Below are 18,137 nucleotides of genomic sequence, written 5' to 3' on the forward strand. Positions count from 1 at the left end.
TTGAAATCTACATTTTTATGGACTGCTTGTGTTACTCCTTTTAATTGCAATGGAGATAGTATAGATTATAGCAGTTTGCAGCGTTTACTGACAATGCAAGTTAAAGCTGAAAATGGCGTAGTGTTGCTAGGTAGCACAGGTGAGAGCCTATCGCTTACTGATTCTGAAAAGCGTACATTAGTTGAATTCGTATGTAAGCTAAAATTAAATACGAAAATTATAATTGGCGTACCAGGAGTGAATCTATATCAGACTCTTGAATGGCTTGATTTTTGCAAGGGTATGCCTATTCATGGCTATCTAATGACAACTCCCATTTATGCAAAGCCCGGAATTATGGGGCAGACTTTATGGTTTGAAAAGCTGCTTGAGAAAGCACATGTGCCGGTTATGTTTTACAATATTCCATCGAGAGCAGGAGTGAGTCTTCACGCTGAAACTGTACGCAACTTATCTAGTCACGAAAAATTTTGGGCTATCAAAGATTCAAGTGGCACTGTTGATACTTTAACTCAGTATAAGAAAGTTGCACCAAATATTGAGGTCTTTTGCGGAGATGATAATATGATATCTGATACGGCCGCTTATGGTGCGGCTGGCCTGGTTTCCGTTGCTGCCAATGTTTGGCCACGCATAGCGCATGAATACGTTAAGAAGTGCCTCAATGGCAGGAACCCTCAGGCAGATATCTGGCAACAGGCTTGCGAAGCGTTATTTATTGCCAGCAACCCAATACCCACTAAAGCACTTTTGCATGATATTGGGCTCATAGAACATCAAACTGTCCGCCTACCACTCAGCACAGAAGACTTGCCTTCTGTTGAAAAATTGAGGCAAGTCAATAAAATGATTCTTGGATGGAAAGAATTGGCTACTCTCTAAATAGTCTTGCAACTTTGATTTAATATACAATCCAAGTGTCATTTGAACACTCCCGAATTTACCACTTTATGCCACTGGTCTTCATCTAAAATTTCTACACCTAATTCCACTGCCTTTTTATATTTGGATCCTGGTTTTTCTCCTGCAATTAGGTAGTCAGTTTTAGCAGAAAGATGTGAGCTGACCTTTGCTCCTAGAATTTTGGCTCTTACTTTTGCCTCTCCTCTACTCATAGCAAGTAGCTTACCAGTAAACACTATAATTTTATTATTTAAAACAGAGTCACTAGAGTTGGAGCTCACAGAAAGAATTTGAAGACAAGCAGTAAGATCATTTAACATTTTGATGTTATGTTCCTTAGAAAAAAATGATTCCAAAGATTCAGCTACTTTTTTTCCTATGCCGTCTATACCTACTAGCTCAGTATTATCTGATGACAGTTCAATCATCGAATTATACCAATTATCATAAGAAACATAATAATCTGCAAGCAATTCTGCTGCAACTTGGCCAATAAATCTAATACCTAAAGAAAATATAAACCTATCTAGAGTTATTACCCTTCTGCTTTGTATAGCATTTAATAAATGAGCTATTGATTTCTTGCCCCAACCAGACTGTTCTTCCAGATTAAATTCATCCAATTTTTCTTCTAAAGTAAAAATATCATGGATTTGTTTTATCAGACCAAGGTCGTAAAAAAACTCTATCTGCTTATCACCAAGGCCAACAATGTCAAATGCATCTTTCGATACAAAATGCTTTAGTTTTTCTATTATTTGAGCTTTACAGGCAAATTCCTCAGGACATCTTACTGCAGCCTCTCCCTCAACCTGACGTACTTTACTACCACATTCAGGGCATACTTCAGGAAACACAAATTCAGGTGTATTTGGAAGACGAGAATCTCTGCTTACTTCAACGATCTGGGGAATTACATCCCCTGCCCTTTTGATTGTTACAATATCTCCCTCTCTTATGTCTTTACGTTTTATCTCATCTTGGTTATGCAGACTTGCTCTACTAACTAGCACCCCACCAATATTAACTGGCACTAAATCTGCAACTGGAGTTAAAACCCCTGTTCTGCCCACCTGTATAAATATTTTATTTAACTTTGTTTTTGCATAAACCGCAGAAAACTTGTATGCAAGTGCTGAGCGCGGTGCTTTGTGAGTATTCCCTAGACGATTTTGTAGTACCAAATCATTTACTTTATAGACTATTCCATCAATATCATAATCCAAGTTATAGCGACAGTTATAGACCTCGTTATAGAACTTCAGCATTCCATCTAAACTACTCGTTAAGGACTGATGCTCATTTACGCAAAAACCAAGTGCCTCAAGCTTATTTAGTATTTCACTTTGACTTTTCTCTGCCCCACCAATTAAAGAATAAGCAAAATATCTAAGAGGTCTGCTTGCTGTAATGTTTGCATCCAATTGCTTCAGAGAACCAGCGGCTGCATTTCGAGGATTGGCAAATTCATCGTTTTCATTTAACTTTAAAAAGTCGCTGTTACCGATGTATATTTCACCTCTTACTTCTAGTCTTCCTTGCACAACTTGCAAAAACTTAGGAAAGCCTTTTATTGTTGCAACATTGTGAGTGACATCTTCCCCTACAAAACCATCACCTCGAGTTGCAGCTTTAACAAATCTTCCATCCTCATAAATTGCAGAAAACGACAACCCATCAATTTTTGGTTCACATAATATCTCTATTTTGTCCTCAATTAAAAACCTCTTTATTTTAGACAAAAATTTCTCTACACCTTGTTCATCATAAGCATTCTCAAGGGAAAGCATAGGTTCTTGATGTTCCACCTTAGAAAACCTCTCATCAGGTGGAGCACCAACACTATCTTGTGTTGCATAAATTTCTGGCTCTATTTCAGCTAACTTTTTCTTCAGTTCATCATATTCAGCATCACTTATTTCTGGCTTATTTTTTTGGTGATACAAAACATTATGATAATTTATTTGATCTTGCAGTTTTTCTCTCATCTTTTCTAAGTTAGTCATGATACCAATATAATGCTACATTAGCCTTTGTCGTCAAGCTGTGAATTTTCTTGAATTTATCATATGGTCTTAATCCATCAAATATCAAAGGTGCCACAATGCTATAGCCATACTTATTCTTCTCTTGCTCAATTGTATTAGCAGATCTCGCTTGCTCTAGCCATATATTTATATAAAATTAAAATAAATTAGAGTAAACAATATTGCTATTTAAATGCTAACAAGATTCGCTCCAAGCCCAACTGGTTACCTCCACGTAGGAAACGTACGAACTGCCTTGGTTTGTTGGATGTACACACGCAATCAAAATGGAAAATTTTTACTCCGTTTTGATGATACTGACCTTCAGCGTTCAGATGTCAAATATATAAATGATATCATACAAGATTTGAAATGGATTGGTATCAATTGGGATGCAAGTTTCAAGCAATCAGAGCGCTTTGAGCGTTACAATGAGGTGTTTTTGCAGTTAATAAAAGAAGGGCATATTTATGCATGCTATGAAACAAGAGAAGAGTTAGACATTAAACGAAAATTGCAGTTAAAACAAGGACTTCCCCCTGTATATGACAGAAGCGCGTTACTTCTAACTGAGCAAGAGAAAATTAGTTATGAGCAAGAAGGAAGAAGACCACATTTTAGATTTAAGTTGGATAGAAATGAGGTTGTTAAATGGAATGATGAAGTTAAAGGTGAAATAAATATTGCAACCAGTAGCATAAGTGACCCTGTGGTAAAAAGAGAAGATGGAATTTACACATACATGTTACCTTCTGTTATTGATGATGTTGACTTTAATGTAACCCATGTTGTACGCGGGGAAGATCATGTAACTAATACCGCAGTTCAGCTCCAAATGATTAAAGCATTAAAAGCGAAAATCCCTACATTTGCTCACCTTTCTCTGCTACATTTTGATGATAGCAAGATATCCAAGCGAGCCGGCGTGCTAGATATCAAATCTATAAAAGAAGATGAAATTGAACCGATGGCACTAGTTAGTTATTTAGTGAAGCTCGGAACATCCAATCCAATTGAAGCTTGCGCCTGTATGCAATCTTTGATTGATTCATTTAATATTAAAAAATTTAGCTCAGCATGTACGCAATTTAGCTTGAGTGAAGCATACAAGCTAAATAGCAAAGTGCTGCAACAAATGCCATTTGAAATTATACAAGAACGTTTAAATCAAATTGGAGTGGACTCCTCAGAGTTTTGGTATTTTATAAAGAACAATATAGAAAGGTTTTCTGAGGTGGCCAAGTGGTGGAAAATATGCAAATCCGATATAGAGCCTGTGATTCTTGATAAGGAGCTTATAAAAATCGCGCTCAATACATTGCCTCAAGACGATTATAATGAAAACACATTATCAGAGTGGGTCACAACTATTCGGCACACAGTAGATATAAAGGCAAAAGACCTATTTATGCAGTTGCGCTTAGCTTTAACAGGAACAGAAACAGGACCAGAGCTCGCTAAATTATTAATTTTTATCGGCAAAGAAAATATCATTGCAAGGTTAAAAGAAAAGTGAAAACTAAAGAATTATAGCTAATGCAATCCCTACGTCATACCGCGATTCATTCGCGGTATCTCGGCAATAGATCCCGCTAACAAGCAGCGGGATGACGAGCTTATCGTCACGCCGCCACGAACCGTCATACCGCGATTCATTCGCGGTATCTCTTAACATAGATCCCTTACTTAACCGTCATACCTTAACATAGATCCCGCTAACACGTAGCGGGATGACGAGCTTATCGTCACGCCGCCACGAACCGTCATACCGCCGCGGCGCTAACAAGAGATCCCGCTAACAAGCAGCGGGATGACGGTTGTCGTTTAGCCATAAACATTAAGAAATTTACCAAATGAAAAAAAAGGCAAAAGAAGCCCCGTGGTTATTATCCGCTTTAAAATATTGGCGTTTTTTATGTTTTAAACGCTTGACAAGCGAGATTCAGCCGCTTTTAATTGCAACTAACTTACGCTGCAAATGTTTAAGAAATTTACTAAGCAGAAAAAAAGACAAAGAATCCCCGAGTTAGCTAGTCTTTTACTATCTCTGTCGAGTATTGGCATTTTTTGATGTCTTGTAACGCTTTATAAGCGCGTTCAGCTTATTTAGATAAAAATCTAGATGTAGATGAAGTTTTGTAAAGACATACAGTATCTATATACTGCAAAAAATTGAACATAAGACGCCGATACATTAAGTAATCCTTACCTTTTAATCTGCAGATTGGCGAAAGCAAATACAATAGCTTCACTATCATGATAAGGGAGCTGGCGGAGTTTGTCAAGTAAGTTTTTGTATTTTAATTTTAGAATTTTATAGGCTTTTGTTCTCATGAAAATTATGTTCTCATGAGTAAATTAATGTTATCCTTTTTTGTTGATCTAAAGTTTCTTATGTTCATACACTTACGTGTTCATAGTGTTTATTCGCTGCTTGAAAGCTCGGTTAAAATTGAGGAGCTGATCGGCCTTTGTTTGCGAAATAAAATGCCAGCGGTTGCAATTACTGATTCAGGTAACTTGTTTGGCTCGCTCGAGTTTTCAGAATATGCGGCAAGTAGGGGAATACAGCTAATAATAGGATGCAATATTATAGTTAAACATTCAGAACAAAATTTACCTATATTATTGCTTGCAAAAAATGAGCAAGGGTACACTAATTTAGTCACTTTGGTGAGTGAGTCTTTTAGAAAGCGCAAGAATAACAGCGATATTCCTTACGTTGATTTTGATGAGCTATTGAATTTAAGTACGGGTCTGATCGCTTTAACCGGTGGATGTTTGGCTCAACCATTGTTGGGGCAAGATAAAGAAACGGTTGAAAAACTGCTTTCAGCATTCAATGGTCATTTATATGTTGAATTGCAGCGTCATGGGCTGAATAAAGAGCTAGAGCTTGAAGAAGCTTTGATAGACTTTGCTTATCAGCGCAATATACCACTAGTTGCAACGAACGATGTGTTTTTTCCAAATAGGTCTGACTATGAGGCTTATGATATATTAACGTGTATATCGGAGGGGAGTTATGCCCTGGAGAATAACAGAAAGAAGTTAACTACCGAGCATTACTTCAAGTCTGTGGCAGAAATGGAGGAGCTGTTCAGCGACATTCCCGAAGCAATTCATAACACTTTAGTGATAGCTAAGCGGTGCTCTTACATGCCAAGAAGCAGGCAGCCTATTTTGCCTAAATTTCCTTGTAGAGAAAATAAAACTGAGAATGAAGAACTGAGGGAGCAGGCAGTTGCAGGATTAGAATTCCGTATTGCGAATGAGACAGACATAGACCTTAAACAATACTACGATCGGCTAAATTACGAACTGAGTGTGATAACTTCGATGAACTACGCTGGCTACTTTTTGATAGTTTCTGATTTTATTCGTTGGAGCAAAGCAAATGGCATTCCAGTTGGTCCAGGAAGAGGCTCTGGTGCTGGATCAATTGTTGCTTGGGGCTTGCAGATTACAGACCTTGATCCAATAAAGTTTGGCCTAATATTTGAAAGATTTTTGAATCCTGATCGTGTATCGATGCCTGACTTTGATATCGATTTCTGCCAAGAGAAAAGGGACCTGGTTATTGATTATGTTCAGAAAAAGTACGGTTATGTTGCTCAAATAATCACTTTTGGAAAATTGCAGGCAAGGGCAGTATTGCGTGATGTTGGGAGGGTATTACAAATGCCTTACTCTCAAGTGGATAAAATATCTAAAATGGTTCCATTTAATCCAGTAAATCCTGTAACTTTATCGCAAGCGATAGAGTTTGATCAAAATCTGCAGAAAGAACGGGATAGTGATGAGGTAATTGCAAAGCTTCTTGATATATCTCTTAAGCTTGAAGGGATATATCGTCACGTTTCAACTCATGCTGCTGGAATTGTAATATGCGATCAAAAATTAGAAAATTTTGTTCCTGTGTATTATGATCCAAATTCGGCTCTGCCAATCACTCAATACAGCATGAAATATGTAGAGAAAGCTGGGCTAATAAAATTTGATTTTCTTGGACTTGGTACGCTAACGCTAATAGATCATGTATGTCGTTTAATTAATCGTGATGGAAAAAAGATTGATATTTCTTCAGTTCCTTTAAATGACCAAAAAACCTATGAGATACTCTCAAGCGGTGATTCAATTGGAGTGTTCCAGCTTGAAAGTTCGGGAATGAGAGAAGCTTTAATTAAACTAAAACCGGACTGCATTGAAGATATTATCGCTTTAATTTCCCTTTATCGTCCAGGACCTATGGATAACATTCCAACTTATGTTGCAAGAAAACACGGACTTGAAAAGCCAGATTATATTCATCCGTTACTTGAGGAGGTATTAAAAGAGACATTTGGGGTAATAATTTACCAAGAACAAGTGATGGAAATAGCCCGTATTCTTTCCGGGTATAGCTTAGCGGAAGCAGATCTGCTGAGACGTGCCATGGGTAAGAAAATCAAGGAAGAGATGGATAAACAACGTGAACTTTTCATCCAAGGAGCAACAAAGAATGGCGTTGATTATGACAGGGCAAGTTATATTTTTGACCTTGTTGCAAAATTTGCTGGTTATGGGTTCAATAAATCTCATGCTGCAGCATATGCGGTGATATCTTATCAAACGGCTTACCTTAAAGCTAATTATCCATTAGAATTTTTTACAGCACTAATGAATCTGAATATTGATGATAGAGATAAACTGAATTTATTTTATCATGCAGCAAAGTTTAGTGGCGTTACCGTTCTTTCACCTGATATAAACAAGTCTCAAGCTGAATTCTCAATAGAGGATGAACGCATACGTTATGGTATTGCTGCCTTGAGGAATGTTGGTTTTTCTATAGCGGAAGGAATAGTGAACGTACATTCAAGCGCTTGTAAGGACATATGGGAATTCATTCAAAATTCAGGTCATACAATAAATAAGAGAGCGCTAGAAAGCCTGATTAAATCCGGAGCATTCGATAGCGTGCATAAGAACAGAAAGCAGCTATATGAGTCAATGGACACGCTGATTTACTTTGCAAATAAAAACAAACAGGATAGAGAATCAAGTCAAGCTGCTTTGTTTGGTAGTCTTGATGTCCTCAAACCGAAACTTGAGAATGTGGAAGATTTTGATGAAGAGGAAAAATTAGAACATGAGTTATTTTCACTAGGATTTTATTTAACTAATCATCCGCTTGAAAAATTTAGAACTCTTCTGGAAAAGTTAAATATTGGGTTTATCGGAGAAAATAGAACAGCAAAAACTGCTGGGGTAATATTAAATGCACGTATGAGAACTTCAGAGCGTGGAAGGTTTGTTATCCTCACACTTTCTGATCCCCATAACGTTTCTGAAATAGCATTCTATAATAATGAAATAATAGAAGAAAAAAGAGATTTATTTTCACCAGGAACATTTGTGATAATTGATCTTGAAGCTTCGGAAAATACGACAAGATTAGCAGGCAAGGATATATCTGAATTTACAAAAAGAGTCACTTCTATAATAAAAGAATTAGTTCTCACCACTGAGTGCACGGATTCGCAAAAAGCCGCTATGGAATTAAACGCAATATTGAAAGATGAAGGCAGAACCAAAATAATGCTAAGACTTCTTCTCGAAAAACATAAAGTGAGCATCTTATTACCAGGTGCATACTCAATTGCTCCTCAAGTTATTTATGAAATATCTAACTTAAGCTGGATTAAAGGCGTAGAAATTAACATAAATAACTTGCTTATATAAAAAAGCTTTATATAATGAAATATTTAATCGGTATTAAAGGAAGATATAGTGAATCTTTATGAATTTACTTTTATAACACAACAAGGATTATTACAGCAAGAAGTAGAGGAGATGGTCCAAGAGCTAGCTATTTCATTGAAAAATATTAAAGCAGATGTTATGTTCCAGCAAATCAGGGATATTCTGAAAAAAGGAAATGACAAGCTTACAACACAAGAGTTAGAAGTGCGTGCTGAAAACATTAAAGAAGGTCTAGTTGCTTACTCTGATTTCTTGGAAGATCTTACAAAAATTTTATGGGTTGAATTAGAAGAAGATCTTTCAAATTTGAAAGAAGTGAAGTCAAAAATCGATAAAGAGTTGAAAGATGACCTAAAAGATTTAGGAATAACGCAAGATTTTACAAAATTTCTAGGAGGCAGTACTAAAAGTGCGTTTATCCATAACGCAGTAAATGCTTTGAAGAGAAATATTTCAGAACATCTAATAAAGATTTTTCAAGATATTTTGAAAGATTTTAGAATAAACGGTCCAACTCAATCGAGCAAAGCGTTGGAAATGCTTTTGAAAAACATTGAAGCATCAGGATTAATCAAGTATGAACATTGGGGTCTTTTGGATTTTGCATATCACAAAAATAAAATGAAGAGCGGTCATTATTGTATAATGTGCATAAGTTCTACTGCAAGCATTCTGGATGAATTTATGCGTAGAATGAAACTTAATGAGAACGTTATTCGCCACTTTCCTGTGCAGGTTGATAAAATTTTTGAAGGTAAATCTCATATGATGAATAAACAAATTGAGGAGCAAAGCGCATAATGATGAAAAGACGAAATAGTTTTAATAATTCTTACGTATCTGTAAATAATAGGACTGGCTTTAGGCGTTCTAAAGTTTGCCCTCTTGCTGCGTCTAAAGATGAAGACATAGATTATAAGAATATAGATTTATTATCCAAGTTTACCTCTGACTATGGTAGGATATTACCTAGAAGATTAACAGGCGTATGTGCAAAAAAACAAAGGAAGTTACGCTTAGCGATCATAAGGGCACGTTTTTTAGCTCTTATTCCTTACTGTACTAAAAAAGTTTAGGTAATTTATGTTGATAATTTTAAAGGAAAATATAAGGACTTTAGGTAAGCTTGGTGAAGTTGTCAAAGTTAAACCAGGTTATGCACGTAATTTTCTTTTTCCACAAAGAAAAGCGGTGAAAGCTACCAAGGAAAATTTAACAAAGCTAGAGGAGCAACGTTTATTACTGGAAGAAGAGAATATAAAAAGATTAAATGTAGCAAAAGAGCTTGCGTTGTCACTACATGATAAGTTTGTGGTATTAATAAAGCAAGCTTCAGAGGATGGTAAAATTTTTGGTTCTGTAACAACACGTGAAATTGCGAAAATTTTACTACAAGAAGGACATGTGATAGATCACCGTAGTTTATCTTTTGGTGGAATAAGCATCAAAAACTTGGGTGAATACCAAGTAAACGTAGAATTACATAGTGAAGTAGTAGTACCAATTACTATATACGTCGTGAAATCCGAAACAGATGCAAATGAGCTAAGGCAAGTAAAATTGCAAAATCAGAAGTCTGAGCAACAAGAGGCAGAGCAAGATGCGAATAAAGAAGCTGCTGATGGTGATGATAGCTGATCAAAGATGATCCCTTGTTATAGCCGAAAAGAAATGTCTGCCATGGCTAAGCTGGTGTCATCCCAGTGCTCCTCTCATGTCATTCCAGTGCGTGACACTGGAATCCAGTTTATTTCATCATGGACATTATTTTATGCTTCTAGAATCCGTTGTCCATTGAATAATTTGCAAATACTTTTATATCTGGATTCCAGTGTCACGCACTGGAATGACACCATTATTGGAATAAATCAAAAATGATTCCCCGCTATAGCCGTAAAGAAATTTCTGCCATGGCTAAGCTGGTGTTATTCCAGTGCGTGACACTGGGATCTAGCATGTTCGAAGATAAGACGGGGGTCATCTAATGATTCCTCGTTATAGCCGAAAAGAGATGTCTGAGATTTGGGAAGAGAGCAACAAGTTTAATATATGGCTTAAAATAGAAAAATTAGTGTGTGAAGCTCAAGCAGAGTTAGGAGTGATTCCGAATAATGTTGCTGAGAACCTCTCTGGTGCTATTGAATTTGATGTTGAATGTATCAACGAAATTGAATCCATTGTAAAACATGATGTTATAGCTTTTCTGACATATATTGCTGAAAAAGCGGGAGTTGATGTTCGGCATCTACACTATGGAATGACAAGTTCTGACGTTTTGGATACATGCCTTGCGGTGCAGTTGAAAAAGTCATGTGATATTTTACTCGAGAATCTAAAAAATTTACTTGCAGCATTGAAAAAAAAAGCTGAGGACTATAAAGATATTGTTTGTGTTGGGCGCAGTCATGGAATGCATGCAGAACCAACAACTCTTGGATTAAAATTTGCTAGATTTTATGCTGAATTTAAACGCAATTATCAGAGATTAATTAGCGCGCAAAAAGAGATCTCAATTTGTAAAATATCAGGTGCAGTAGGTAATTTTGCAAATGTTGATCCGTTTGTTGAAGAGTATGTAGCGAAAGAAATGGGACTCATACCTGAAACCATATCATCTCAAGTCATTCCTCGTGATAGACATGCCATGTTCTTTTCAGTTTTGGGAGTGATTGCAAGCTCAATAGAAAATATTGCAATTGAAATTCGTCATTTGCAAAGAACTGAAATCGGCGAAATTTCTGAGCATTTTTCCACTGGGCAGAAGGGAAGCTCTGCTATGCCACACAAATGTAATCCTATTTTAAGTGAAAATCTGACTGGACTCTCACGTTTAATACGCAGTTATGTTTTTCCTGCGTTAGAAAATGTTGCATTGTGGCACGAACGTGATATATCACACTCGTCTGTGGAAAGATGCATTGCTCCTGATGCTTGTATAACAATGGATTTTGCTTTAGTGCGATTAACAGATTTGATAGATAAATTGGTGATCAATAAGGAAAACATTGAAAAGAACTTAAATTCTTCAAAAGGTTTAGTTTTCTCACAGCGTGTATTGCTTGAGTTAGTAAATAGTGGTTTGGCGAGGGAAGAGGCGTATAAAATTGTTCAGAGCAATGCAATGAAAGTGAAACAAAACAACAGTGATTTTCTGGCCGAATTGAAACAAGATAAACTCTTACTTAAGGTTATTAACTCGGAAAAACTTGAATCTTTGTTTGATTTGAAATACTATACAAAACATGTAGGTCACATGTATAGCAAGGTTTTCAATTAGGCTGAGTAGCTCAGTTGGTAGAGCAGGAGGATCATAATCTCTTGGTCGGGGGTTCGAGTCCCTCCTCAGCCACTCGAACTAAACTATGTTTAGCAAGATAGTGCTATTGGTGAAACCCAGTGTCAACTACTTGGAGTGAGTTGTGTATCCACTCAGGTGAAGAGACAATGGATAAGAGATTGTGAAAAGGGTTTAGCTTTTGGCCTATGATCTCTTTAAATGACAGAATTTCACTACAAAACTTAACTTTCTTCTATGCAGTTAGCTAAGTCAAGAAAGGTGAATCTATCTCTTGTTGTAAACGCAAGATCGACCACTTTACAATATTGTTCTTTATTCCAACTGAGGTGCTCTGGTAAGTGTGGAATTGATAGATCTTCAAATATTTTTTGCAGGTGTTTTGCAGGTAGTAAATTTTGCTTAATGAAACTAGAAATATTATGCCATTCTTTACAAATAATCTCTTGGATTTTTTGCTGCAGAATTTGCTTCTGTTCAAAAATTCTTACAAATTCGATATTATCAAAGTACTGAGTTATATGTTTTACATCTAAAGTGGTCGGTTTGATAATCGGGTTTTGTATTGATAATATCTTTTCCTGTAAATTAGCCATAGTAATCGTTGTGACAGCAATTTTTTCACCATGTAGTGAGGAATAATCTTTTGTTACCATTTCCATTGCGTGAGCTATCATATGCTCTCCTTGGCTTGCAGAATAGCTGCCTTTTGACATCACCATTCCAAGTCCTGAAATTAGTAGAACTTCCATAAGTAATAGGACCTCTTTTCCACTTCTTTTAGTAAGCGCCGTATATTCTCTTAGCAAAATTTGCTCCAAATCGTGAACAAGTGTAAAAGGTAATTCATTGTATTCTGTGCTAAGCAACAAATGAGATAGTAGCCAGTCAGCCTGAACTGTTGAACGACAAATGAAATCTGCAAATCCGCTTAATGTGAGGCGCAGTGGTGCATTGGCAAGTATGTCTATATCTATATATATTGCTCTTGGAAGATGTGCTTTGAACGATTTTTTATATCCATTTACTAATATTGAAGCATTTGCGGATGTATATCCATTCATAGAAGCGGCTGTTGGGAAGGATATATAATCTTTTTTCTCGAGGTAGCTTGCATATTTGCAGATATCGTTAACGGTGCCGCTACCAAATGCAACTATTAAGTCACTATCTTTTACTTTGTTTCTCACTAGATTTACGGTTTCAAGAGAGGCAGCTCTACTTGGTGTCATTTCTCTACCTGATGTCATCCCAGCGCGTGACACTGGAATGGCAGGTGGGGTTGGAATAATTAAATGAGAAATTTTATTAAATACGTTTTTGTTTAAAAGTTTTGCTGTATTTTCATCTGCAACTAGAAAGATGTCATTTCCGTGTCGTGTGCATATTTCATAGATATCATCAGCAAGGTGGTAATCTGTTATTACTTCCCTTAGAAAAGTTTGTTGGGCTTGATGTAATATTTGTTTTAAATAATGCATAGAGTGTTTACAATATAGCAATATAATTATTTTAAGGTTGACATGAAAATTGACCCTGTAGAGCTAACTAAGAAATTGATCTCTTTTGAGAGTATAACACCAAGGGACGGCGGGGCAATAGAGCATATAGCAACAATCTTCAAGAAAAGTGGCTTTGATTGTGAAATTTTAGAGTTTGGTGATAAAGTTAAAAATCTTTATGCGAAATATATAAATGGAGTACCAAATTTGTGCTTTGCTGGGCATGTTGATGTTGTACCACCGGGTCAGTTAAAAGATTGGGCATTTGGTCCATTTAATCCAGAAGTGAGGGATGGTATATTATATGGAAGAGGGGCGGCTGATATGAAAAGCGGAGTAGCTGCGTTTATTGCTGCTATGGTAAATTTGATTGCAGAGAAGTTTCAGTTCAATGGTTCAATAAGTGCATTGATTACCAGTGCTGAAGAAAGCACGGAAGAATATGGAACAAAGGCAGTTTTGGAATGGATGAAAAGTAAGCAAAAAAAGGTGGATTTCTGTGTGGTTGCTGAACCAACCAGTAGTGAGAAATTAGGTGATACCATAAAAATAGGCAGAAGAGGTTCTGTAACATTTGAATTAATTTGCCATGGAAAACAAGGGCACGTTGCCTATCCAGACCTAGCAGATAATCCAATATATAAGGTAATATCGATATTGAGTAAGGTAAAAAATACTACTTTTGATCGTGGTAATAAATATTTTCAGCCTTCACATTGCGAAGTTACTACTATCGATGTTGGAAATAATACTAGCAATCTAATACCTGGTTCAGCAACTACACGTTTTAACATTCGATATAACAATGAACAAACACCGGGTGACCTATATAAGCTGATTGATGAAATATGCTCTAGTGTAACTAACGATTATAAGCTTTCTATGCATAGCAGCAGGGACGTTTTCCTCTCTACTCCCGATAGGAATACTGATATTATGCTTGATGCAATAAATAAAGTTACCAGTATTGATGCTGCGCTGAGCACAAGTGGTGGCACATCTGACGCTGCATTTATCAAAGATGTTTGTCCAGTGATTGAATTTGGTATAATCAATAAAACTGCACATCAGATAAACGAATGCGTATTAGTAAACGATATACACAAGTTAACAGCTATATATAAGGAATTTATAGAAAATTATTTCAATCCCACTAATAAAATATTGAATCAGGTCAACGTGGTTAGTAATATATCTAGTGGTCCATTGTTAGCTTAGATGTAATCAGATCTCTTGCATAACTGTTGTTTGAATAATAACTTGTATCATTCCAGCAAAATGTGTCAAGTAAGTTTTTTCGTTTCTATAGCTACTTGGATGACAAAAGAAGAAATACTAGACTTTATACCTTTTGCACTCAAATTCACATAAATCATGAATTATGCACGTTTCACACGAAGGTTTCTGTGCTTTGCAAACATATCTACCATGCAAAACTAGCCAATGATGAGCATAAAGCAGGTATTTTTTGGGAACCACATTTAAAAGAGATTGCTCTGTTTTAAACACATCTTTTTCTTTCACAAGCCCAATTCTATTGCTCACTCTAAAAACGTGAGTATCAACTGCCAATGTTGGAATGCCAAGCCCCGAATTTAAGAACACATTAGCGCTCTTTCTCCCCACTCCAGGCAAAGACACCAAATCATCAAAATTAGTAGGTACTTTGCTGTTGTATCGTTCTACCAATATTTTACTAAGCCCGATTATATTTTTTGCTTTGGAATTATATAAACCAATACTGCTTATGCATTTTTTCAGCTCACTCTGCCCAAAGCTCAGCATTTTTTCTGGCGTATCAGCGATATTAAATAGTTCTCTTGTAATTTTATTAACGCTTACATCAGTTGTCCGCGCTGATAAAACTATCGCAACCAGTAACGTAAAATGATTGGTATAATTTAGCTCTATTTTTGGCGCAGGATTTGATTGTTGAAACTTTTCAAATATTAGTTCTACTTTTTTTGAGTCCATTTCATTTACCACACCTCTTTTAAATATTTAAACAAAGAACCCCTCTTTCCCATCATACAAATACAATTTGTCCATTCTAACCACGTCAAAATTGTGTTCTTCAAGTTTGATTAGCAAGTTATTCACATCACTATTTGTAATAGCTTGCTTTTCATTATTTGCGATAAACCTACAGGTTATTTGATCACTTGAAGGTTTTGAGTTTCCTGGCCAAATCGCAAGACCTTTTGAGTATATTGCTATCATTTGCAGATTACTCGATTCAAATAACCTAACTATTTGGTCAAAGTTGCTGGATTTGTCCCAAGCAAGCGCTATATCACTACCTACTAGCTTTTTGGTTTTATAGTCCTGTTCATAGCTATTTTGTATTTCACTTATTTTGCTATTTGTACTGCTACCGACTGTAAGCTCAGATAATGTTTTCGGTTTTTTTCCTAGATTATCTATAACGGCTTCTGCAAATTCTTTGGTACCAATTTTCTGTTTACTCTTTTTCTCTTTATATAAATCGGCGGTATGTATTCCATCCTCCAAAGTCTTGAGCCATGCATCGTAAATTAGTTTTGCAGTACTCACTTGACTGATGTAGACCAACATATGCACTGCAGCATTCAAAAGTCCAGAAGGATTAGCTATGTTTTTTCCTGCAATATCAGGAGCAGAACCGTGCACTGCTTCAAACATTGCATATTCATTACCTATATTGCTACTTCCAGCGAGTCCAACAGATCCAGAGGTTTGCGCCACAATGTCCGATAATATATCGCCATATAAGTTCTCGGTTACTATAACATCGAAATTCTCCGGTTCTGTGGCAACACGTGCCATCCCAATATCGACTATATAATGTTCTGCCTTTATGTCCGGGTATTCCTTTGCAATACGATCAAACGCCGCATGGAAAGTTCCGTCAGTCATTTTCATTATGTTATCTTTAGTAAGACAAGTTACCTTCTTTCTACTATGTTTTTTTGCATATTCAAAAGCGTACCTGCATATTTTTTCTGAGCCGGATCTAGTAATAATTTTAGTGCATTGGTAAGAGTCACCAGTGAGCCTGTGCTCTATTCCGGTGTAAACGTCCTCTTCATTTTCACGTATTACTACGATATCAAACTTGTCGAATTTATTTTCTATAACAGGATGATATGAAATGCATGGTCTGATATTTGCATATAACCCTAGGTTCTTTCTGAGCGCTACATTTAAGCTTTTGTGGCCTTTACCTTGAGGAGTTGTTGTCGGAGATTTTAATAATATTTTTGTCCTTTCAATTGATTCCCAACCACTTGGAGAAATTCCGTGAGACCATTCTTTACTGTAAACACGCTCACCTATTTCAATAATATCTATTGAGATTTTCGCTTCTGCTTCGTGCAATATCGACAGCACCGCTTCCATAATTTCTGGTCCGATACCGTCGCCATATGCAACTGTGATTGGTGTTGACATAACTTCCCTAACTGTAAATGATTTAATGTTAATTCAAATAATAGAGTGACACAAGTAGCTAATATTACCCAAATTAGTATATTTACGGTTATTTAATAACGTATTTTTATATTATATGATGATATTATGAAATATAGGTGGGGTTATGAATACTGAAATAAATGTTAAAGTAAATTATGTAGGGTTTGCAAGGCGTATTGTGGCAGAAGTACTTGACTTTCTCATATTTTCTCCTGATTTTATCTATGTTGTATTTATGTTATTAAGTGATGAAGATTTTGTTCAGGAAATTGAACAACTAGTAACAACAATATCACTTGTAGCTTATATAGCGATCTCAACATTAGTACTAACAGTATTCAAAATATTAATGATAACAAAACTTGGTGGTACCCCAGGAAAACTATTGTGTGGTATGCATATTAAAAATGCTAATACATTTACAAATGCTACCCTAATGCAAGCAACAATAAGATGTATTTCTAAGGGAAGCATCTGGATTATTTTTCGCTTTTTGCTTCATCTGCATTATCATGGTTATACTTTTCTATATCTTTTAATTGTGCTAATTTTATTTTTGTTTGCAGTATTTGATCAACGTAAACAAGCATTCTATGATAGGTTTGCAAAAACAGTAGTAATAGACTATAAACCTAGTTGATATTTTTCTTTATAGGTAGTACATGGATAAAAAAGTAAACTACTCAACGATGACAAGACGTACTCTAGCATTTATAGTTGATTGTATTTTATTTATCGCAATACCATTTGGTTTAATGGCGGTGGGTTTCTCACTTACACACGCAATACAAGGGATCATGGGTGCAATAATTGTAATCACCACGATTGTATTTTCTTTATTTTTAATGATACCATGTATATTTCATATATTCATGCTAGTAAAATTTGGCGGCACTCCAGGACACTTGTTATTTAGCATGCGTGTAAAAGACAAAGATACATTTGAGTCAATCACTACAATGCAAGCAATGAAAAGGACTATAGCTCTTTTTATAATTTATTGCATATCACTTTGTAATCCCATTTTATTCTTAGCTATACTAATCTTAGTTTTAGTATGTGCAGTAGGTGATGAACATAAACAAGCTTTTCATGACAAAATTGCAAACACGGTAGTGATAGATTATAAACCTAGTTGATATTTTCCTTTAGCTGTCTGCCACCAAGGGTGTCATTCCAGTGTCACGCGCTAACTTAAGGTAAATTGCCAACTTA

15 protein-coding genes and 1 tRNA gene are annotated in these 18,137 nt (G+C 36.0%); 12 read left to right on the top strand and 4 right to left on the bottom strand.

Annotation, left to right across the window (positions count from 1 at the left end; genetic code table 11):
• Complete coding sequence (dapA, locus tag INQ25_RS02990) at nucleotides 1-882, top strand: 4-hydroxy-tetrahydrodipicolinate synthase (protein ID WP_213863028.1); 882 nt, start codon at nucleotides 1-3, stop codon at nucleotides 880-882.
• Nucleotides 883-920: 38 nt separating this feature from the next.
• Here the strand turns inward: dapA and ligA are convergent, their stop codons facing one another.
• Complete coding sequence (ligA, locus tag INQ25_RS02995) at nucleotides 921-2,909, bottom strand: NAD-dependent DNA ligase LigA (protein WP_213863029.1); 1,989 nt, start codon at nucleotides 2,907-2,909, stop codon at nucleotides 921-923.
• 214 nt (nucleotides 2,910-3,123) lie between these two features.
• Between ligA and gltX the strand changes: the two genes are divergently transcribed.
• The 8 genes from gltX to INQ25_RS03035 all read left to right on the top strand — a co-directional run bounded on the left by gltX (nucleotide 3,124) and on the right by INQ25_RS03035 (nucleotide 12,024).
• Complete coding sequence (gene gltX / locus INQ25_RS03000; RefSeq protein ID WP_213863030.1) at nucleotides 3,124-4,446, top strand: glutamate--tRNA ligase; 1,323 nt, start codon at nucleotides 3,124-3,126, stop codon at nucleotides 4,444-4,446.
• A gap of 878 nt (nucleotides 4,447-5,324) precedes the next feature.
• Nucleotides 5,325-8,654: a DNA polymerase III subunit alpha gene (dnaE, locus tag INQ25_RS03005; protein ID WP_213863140.1), complete on the top strand. Its 3,330-nt coding sequence runs from the start codon at nucleotides 5,325-5,327 to the stop codon at nucleotides 8,652-8,654.
• 48 nt (nucleotides 8,655-8,702) lie between these two features.
• The gene (locus INQ25_RS06730; protein WP_213863031.1) at nucleotides 8,703-9,476 is read left to right on the top strand and encodes a 30S ribosomal protein S6; all 774 of its coding nucleotides are present in this window, start codon (nucleotides 8,703-8,705) and stop codon (nucleotides 9,474-9,476) included.
• Entirely contained in the window at nucleotides 9,476-9,751 is a 276-nt protein-coding gene (rpsR, locus tag INQ25_RS03015) for a 30S ribosomal protein S18 (protein ID WP_007548890.1), read from the top strand. Before INQ25_RS06730 ends, rpsR begins: the two co-directional genes overlap by 1 nt.
• Before the next feature lie 7 nt (nucleotides 9,752-9,758).
• Nucleotides 9,759-10,313, top strand: coding sequence for a 50S ribosomal protein L9 (gene rplI, locus INQ25_RS03020; RefSeq protein WP_007548891.1), 555 nt, complete (start codon nucleotides 9,759-9,761; stop codon nucleotides 10,311-10,313).
• 6 nt (nucleotides 10,314-10,319) lie between these two features.
• Nucleotides 10,320-10,553 carry a hypothetical protein gene (locus INQ25_RS03025; RefSeq protein WP_213863032.1) on the top strand — a complete coding sequence of 78 codons (234 nt, stop codon included), beginning with the start codon at nucleotides 10,320-10,322 and terminating at the stop codon, nucleotides 10,551-10,553.
• A 106-nt stretch (nucleotides 10,554-10,659) separates the two neighbouring features.
• Nucleotides 10,660-11,952 carry an adenylosuccinate lyase gene (gene purB / locus INQ25_RS03030; protein ID WP_213863033.1) on the top strand — a complete coding sequence of 431 codons (1,293 nt, stop codon included), beginning with the start codon at nucleotides 10,660-10,662 and terminating at the stop codon, nucleotides 11,950-11,952.
• Nucleotides 11,952-12,024: transfer RNA gene (locus INQ25_RS03035), tRNA-Met, on the top strand. Before purB ends, INQ25_RS03035 begins: the two co-directional genes overlap by 1 nt.
• Nucleotides 12,025-12,194: 170 nt before the next feature.
• Here INQ25_RS03035 and INQ25_RS03040 read toward each other — a convergent pair.
• Complete coding sequence (locus INQ25_RS03040) at nucleotides 12,195-13,451, bottom strand: iron-containing alcohol dehydrogenase (RefSeq protein WP_213863034.1); 1,257 nt, start codon at nucleotides 13,449-13,451, stop codon at nucleotides 12,195-12,197.
• Between the two features lie 42 nt (nucleotides 13,452-13,493).
• Here INQ25_RS03040 and dapE point away from each other — a divergent pair, with 42 nt between their 5' ends.
• Nucleotides 13,494-14,690: a succinyl-diaminopimelate desuccinylase gene (gene dapE, locus INQ25_RS03045; protein WP_213863035.1), complete on the top strand. Its 1,197-nt coding sequence runs from the start codon at nucleotides 13,494-13,496 to the stop codon at nucleotides 14,688-14,690.
• Nucleotides 14,691-14,807: 117 nt separating this feature from the next.
• On the opposite strand, the gene nth is transcribed toward dapE, so the two are convergent.
• Nucleotides 14,808-15,446 (bottom strand): endonuclease III, encoded by a 639-nt coding sequence (gene nth, locus INQ25_RS03050; RefSeq protein WP_006279797.1) that lies wholly within the window; start codon nucleotides 15,444-15,446, stop codon nucleotides 14,808-14,810.
• Nucleotides 15,447-15,473: 27 nt separating this feature from the next.
• The gene (gene icd / locus INQ25_RS03055; protein WP_182320693.1) at nucleotides 15,474-16,901 is read right to left on the bottom strand and encodes an isocitrate dehydrogenase; all 1,428 of its coding nucleotides are present in this window, start codon (nucleotides 16,899-16,901) and stop codon (nucleotides 15,474-15,476) included.
• A 145-nt stretch (nucleotides 16,902-17,046) separates the two neighbouring features.
• Between icd and INQ25_RS03060 the strand changes: the two genes are divergently transcribed.
• Nucleotides 17,047-17,562 carry an RDD family protein gene (locus INQ25_RS03060; protein ID WP_213863036.1) on the top strand — a complete coding sequence of 172 codons (516 nt, stop codon included), beginning with the start codon at nucleotides 17,047-17,049 and terminating at the stop codon, nucleotides 17,560-17,562.
• Between the two features lie 22 nt (nucleotides 17,563-17,584).
• The gene (locus tag INQ25_RS03065; RefSeq protein ID WP_006279800.1) at nucleotides 17,585-18,061 is read left to right on the top strand and encodes an RDD family protein; all 477 of its coding nucleotides are present in this window, start codon (nucleotides 17,585-17,587) and stop codon (nucleotides 18,059-18,061) included.
• Nucleotides 18,062-18,137 lie beyond the last annotated feature (76 nt).

Source organism: Wolbachia endosymbiont of Rhagoletis cerasi (assembly GCF_018454475.1).
In the GTDB taxonomy this organism is placed as follows: domain Bacteria; phylum Pseudomonadota; class Alphaproteobacteria; order Rickettsiales; family Anaplasmataceae; genus Wolbachia; species Wolbachia pipientis.